Genomic DNA, 5,293 nt, shown 5'->3' with positions numbered 1-5,293 from the left:
CGTTGCCGCCGGTGATCGTCAGCGTCGAGAGATCGACGTCGTTGGCCGCGCCGCTGGCGGCCACGAAGTTGCTCCCGGTGACCGTCAGCACCCCGGTGTCGGCGTCGTAGCCCGCCGCGGTGATGGTCGGCGCGGCGACGTTGCCGACCGTGACCGCGTTGCCGGTGGTATCGGCGATGTCGGCGGCCGCCGGCGCGCCGGCGACCCAGTTATCGGCCACGGCGATGTTGTAGGTGGTGGTATCGCCGGCCTGGGTGCCGTCCTTGTTGAGCAGGCCGCGGACGACGAGCTGGTCGGTGGCGCTGAGGGTGAGACTGGCGGTGGTCGCCGAGCTGACCTCGACGTCACTGGTGTCGGTGAGGGTATGGCTCGCGCCGCCGCTGCCGGTGAGGGTGATGGTCGAGGCGTCGATATCGTTGGTCGCGCCGCTGGCGACCACCAGGCTGGTGCCGATCAGCGTCAGCACCCCGGTCGACCAGTCGTAGGTCGCCGAGCTGAGCGCGGGCGCGGCATGGTTGCTGACGGTGACGCCGGCGCTGCCGCTGGTGTCGCCGGCGCTCACAGGGGTGTTGAAGTCGTCGGCGGCGGTGAGCGCATAGCTGGTCGTGCTGGTCGCCGAGGTGGTGCCGTCCTGGTTGAGCAGGGCCTCGACGTTGGGGGCGTCCATCCCGCTCAGGGCGACGGTGAACTGGGTAGCGGAGTCGATGTCGACGTCGGCCGAGGTGGCGAGGGTGTAGGTCGCGCCGCCCTCGCCGGTGAGGGTGAGCCTGGAGACGTCGATGTCGTCGCCGGCGCCGCCACCGGTGGCGAAGCCGTTGCCGGTGACCACCAGTTGATCGGTGGCGGCGTCGTAGGTCGCCGAGGTGATGTCCGGGGTGTCGGCGATGTCGAGGTTGGCCGTCCCCAGGGCGACGGTGGTGCCGCCGCCGCTGCCAGTGTTGCCGCCGTCGTTGGCGCTCAGCGTGAGGGTGGCGGCGTCATTGCCGTTGGCATCGGCTGCGCTGGTGTACTGGATGTTGCTCGCGGTGTCGAGATAGGTGTCGATGGCGGCGGCGGTGCCGCTCAGGGTCAGGGTGGTGGTGCCGCTGCCGCCGATGACGACCCCGCCGCCGCTGCTGGCGGCGAGGGTGCCGGTGTCGACGCCGAGACTGAGGGTGACCTGCCCGGCCCCGGCGTCGGCATCGGCGAAGGTCGCCGCCGAGAGGTCGAGGTTGCTGGCGGTGTCCTCGTTGACGTCGAGATCGCTCGGCAGGCCGCTGAGCGTGGGGTCGTCGTTGGTGGCGGTGATATCGATGGTGACGCTGTTGCTGCCCTGCTCGCTCGCGCCGTCGCCGCTGGTGCCAGGGTCGCTGCCGGTGTTGCCGCCGTCGTTGACGGTGAGGGTGAGGGTGGTCGAGGCGCTGGGGGCGTCCACGGCGGAGTAGGCGATGGTGCCGGTCCCGCCGCCGGTGAGCAGCGCGTCGAGCTGGGCGAGGGTGCCGGTGAGGACGACGGTGCCGCTGCCGTTGCCGCTGCCGATGCTCGCGCCGGAGTCGCCGACCGCGACGCTCAGGGTGCCCTCGGCGGCGGCGAGGGTCGCGGTGAGGGTACCGGCGGCGGCGTCGGGGTCGCTCACACTGAAACCGGTCCCCTGGATCGTCAGCGGGGTGCCCTCGGTATGGGCGAGCGCGCTGCCCGGCGCGCTGACCGTGGGGGCGTCATTGACGGCGCCGATCGTGGTGCCCAGGGCGACGCCGCTGGCCGAGACCCTGGAGGTGGCGTCGTCGCTGGTGGTGTCGAAGGTCTGGCGGGTGGCGCCGCTGGTGAAGGTGGTCGCCGAGGAGTCGTCGACGGCGAAGACGGTGAGCGCGCCCGGGTTGCCGTTGTAGTCGGCCACCGGCACGAAGCGCAGCTTGGCCGAGGTGTCGAGCAGCAATCCGGCACTGGTCGAGACGGTGCCGACGTCGTACCAGGTCGAGCCGTTGTCGGTCGAGTACTGCCAGCGTCCCTCGCTGACGCCATTGGCGGCGTCGGCGCCGATCACGATGCCGGCGAGGGCGTCGCTGTCGGCGGTGTCGGTGAAGACGGCGCCCATCAGGCTCGATACCGTCGCCCCGGCGGGGTCGGTGCTGTCCTCGGCGACCGTGCCGAGGGTGGCGCCGGCGCTGAAGCTCGGGGCGTCGTTGACCGCGGTGACGGTGATGCTGAGGGTGTCGTCGTCGCTGCCGCCGTTGCCGTCGTCGGTCTGCACCCGGAGGCCGGCGTTGCCGGCGAAGTCGGCGCTCGGGGTGAAGGTGAGGTTGCCGAGCGCGGCGTTGACCTGGGCAAGGGTGCCGTTGAAGGCGAGGGTGCCGTCGCTGCCGTCGTTGTCGGTCACCGTGGCGCCGCCGTTGGCGGTCAGCGCGATGGTGCCATTGCTCGCGGTGAGGGTGACGCTCTGGTCGTCGCTGTCGTCGTCGGCGATCGAGAGACCGCCGATAGCGTTGGCGCTACTGTCCTCGGCGATGCTCGGGGTCGCCGGCAGGGTGGTGACCGGGGCGGTGTTGGAGGGGACCTGGGCGATGGCGATGTTGTCGATCTCTACGGTCGACGTGGCGGAGAACGAAAAACGGATCTCGTCGACTTGGTCGAAGGCGGCGCCGAAGGTCAGGGTGCCGTAACTGGTACCGCCATCTGTTGCCGTGAAGCTGTAGGTGATGTTGCCGCTGCTGTCGCCCGTGGTCAGATCGACCACCTCCCCGGCGACCACCTCGCCACCGTCGCGATAGCCGCTGATGGTGACCATGGTGCTGGAGCCGGAACTGGAACCCAAGTCGAAGCTCTGGAGGTCGAAGTCCGTACCGTCGGTCGATGAAAGCGTGAAGTCGCTGACGTTCAGCGATCCGCCGCCGTTCCAGACGAAGCAGTAATCACCGGCACCACCGTCTTGGTTGAGCTTGAATGGCGCATCCGTACTCTTGACCAATGCCAACGTGGAGCTGGGTGAGCTGGTGAAGGTCCAGTCCCCGAAGGTCTTGGAGGTCGAGTTGCTGATGGAGGCAGCGGTTGCGCTGTCGAAGTCCTCGCTGCTGATCCCGAGCAGGCCCGGGAAGCTGGCGCAGGCATGGTCGTCGAAGGCCGAAAGCGGCGCCGGGAAGGCACTCCAGCTACCGCCCCGGGCGTGCTCGCCGACCGGGGTGGTGGCGGCGTGGACAGGCACCCCGAGCGCTGTCTCGAGCATCTCGATCAGTGCGCGCCCGCGTGCGCCGGCGGCGACCGCGCAACCGTAGAGCACGACCTCGGCGTGCGCGGCGAGCGCGCGCCGGATCCGGGCGAGTGTCCGGGGGGATGCGTCGAGGGTCTCGCGATCCACGCGCGCCCCGCCGATCCACAGCACGCCGGGCTCGCCGTGCGACAGGATGTGTAATCTGTCGATGGGTCGAGGTCCGTCGATCGCCTCGGCGATCTGCGCCAGGGGCGATCGTCCCGAGCCGAGTCGGTGCACCCGTATCGGGCGCGCGAGTCCATCGAGCAAGCACTCGGACCGCGCCACCCCGGGATCGACGAGCAGTGTCTCCGACAGGCCGCGACCGGGTGGATAGCGACCTCTGGTCAGTCGGTTAGATGATCCGCTCTCGAACAACTCCTTCTGTGCTGCGACCGTCGGCATCGGGAGATCTCCCTGGCACGAACTGGAATGACCGCCCTGTCCCCAGTGTCGGGGTGAGGGCGTGGGTGTCGCGTGGATACTGCAGCGATGAGGTTGTTTTATTGGGGCTTTTCTGCGTGGGGGAAGGGGGCGAGAGTGAGCAGGGTTTCATGGATGATGTGCGGATGTTTTTCGCAGACCGTGCAGCGCGAGCGCCGACATCCAGCACGAAGCGAGGGATTGGCTTGATATCGGATCGTGTACGCCCAAGCTTTCCTGCTCAAGGATGCCCGTCGTATCGATCCCCAATCCCGAGCGGTGGCGCAGCACGTCCTCCGTTCGTCCTGGACTGCCCGTCTCATGGGCAACGATCACAGACAGCAATGCAGGAGGCCGTCATGGTGGACCCTTTCATCGGAGAGATCGCGCTGTTCGGATTCAACTACGCGCCACGCGACTTCTCGTTGTGCGAGGGGCAGATGATGTCCCCCGCGCAGAACTCAGCCTTGTTCTCGTTGTTGTCGAACTACTACGGGGGAAACGGTCAGACGACATTCGCGCTGCCTGATCTGCGCGGTCGCGCGCCCGTGGGTTTCGGCGCCGGGCCGGGACTGACCTTGCTCCCGATAGGCCAGCAGGCGGGAAGCGAGGACGTCTTCCTCGGCATCGCCAATCTGCCCTCGGGCTACCCTCAGGTGGAGGTCGCGATCCCCGCCCAGAGTGGCGACGGCGGCGAGGGTGCGCCGGGTCCGGATCGCGTCCTGGCAAAGACCGCCGGGACCGCAGGTCTCGCCACCATCGACGCCAGGACCTATTCGACCGGCACGGCCGACACCACCCTCAAGCCCTTCACGGCAACAGCGACGCAGCCCGGGGGTGGGCAGGCCGTGCCGGTGCGCGGCCCCTGTCTGGCGATCAATTTCTCGATCGCGCTCGACGGGACCTATCCGCCGCGTAGCTGATCGGCATGCGCCGCAATCGTCTCGTCCATCTCACCGGGCACAGCCTGGTGCCCGTCTCCCGCGAGGATCCGCCATGTCCGAGCAGGCCGCCCCCAGCAGTCTCTACATGCTCCGCGCCGACCACTTTCGCGACAAGGTCGGCCATCCCTTCCAGCTCGAGACCATGGGCGGCGCGTTGCCGCTCACCCTGGTCGAGGTGCACGAGGGCGAGGCGCCGCTGTTCAGCGGCAGTGAGCGTCGCCCCTTCCGGCTTACCTTCCTCGGGCCACCGGGCGTGCTGCCCACCGCCTGTCACCTGATGATGAACCTGCGTCATGCCACCCTGGGGTTGATCGAGGGGGTGTTCATCGGTCCCAACGTCGGCGACGTCGGGCGCTACCACGACCGACCGGCACAGCTGTGGTCGGCGACCTTCACCTGAGCCACTGATGGCGTCGTAGCCACCGCCCCGGCGATCCGACGGATCGCCGGGGCGGTGGTGCGCTCAGGCGAGCAGCAGCGCGGTGTCGGCAACGGTGCCGAGTCGCCCTTCGGCCGCGCCCCAGAGGACGAAGTGCGAGGTGGCGTCGAGCCCGGCGGCGGCGACGTCGGGGTTGTCCGCGAGATAGGCGGCGGTGTCGAACCAGGGGCCGGGGGCGCGGTTCTCGTCGGCGCCGTAGGACCAGTAGTGCTCGACGGCCGAGGCGAAGGTGCCGGCGGCGACGGCGGCGGCGACGTCGGGGTT

The 5,293-nt window shown here is 69.2% G+C and carries 4 protein-coding genes; 2 read left to right on the top strand and 2 right to left on the bottom strand.

What is annotated here, in order from left to right; translation table 11 throughout:
- Positions 1-3,628: DUF4347 domain-containing protein (locus EBL84_RS16630; RefSeq protein ID WP_148040329.1), on the bottom strand; the 3,628-nt coding region annotated here is incomplete at its 3' end.
- A 362-nt stretch (positions 3,629-3,990) separates the two neighbouring features.
- Between EBL84_RS16630 and EBL84_RS16625 the strand changes: the two genes are divergently transcribed.
- The gene (locus tag EBL84_RS16625) at positions 3,991-4,569 is read left to right on the top strand and encodes a phage tail protein (protein ID WP_223807049.1); all 579 of its coding nucleotides are present in this window, start codon (positions 3,991-3,993) and stop codon (positions 4,567-4,569) included.
- A gap of 73 nt (positions 4,570-4,642) precedes the next feature.
- Positions 4,643-4,990, top strand: coding sequence for a hypothetical protein (locus EBL84_RS16620; RefSeq protein ID WP_005223328.1), 348 nt, complete (start codon positions 4,643-4,645; stop codon positions 4,988-4,990).
- A 63-nt stretch (positions 4,991-5,053) separates the two neighbouring features.
- On the opposite strand, the gene EBL84_RS17165 is transcribed toward EBL84_RS16620, so the two are convergent.
- Positions 5,054-5,293, bottom strand: a 240-nt coding sequence (locus EBL84_RS17165) for a hypothetical protein (RefSeq protein WP_223807048.1), incomplete at its 5' end; no start/stop codon positions are given.

The sequence above is a fragment of the Marichromatium sp. AB31 genome (assembly GCF_003718685.1).
Taxonomy (GTDB): domain Bacteria; phylum Pseudomonadota; class Gammaproteobacteria; order Chromatiales; family Chromatiaceae; genus Marichromatium; species Marichromatium gracile.
Note: the sequence above shows the minus strand (reverse complement) of the source record. Positions and strands in the feature narration are given on the sequence as shown.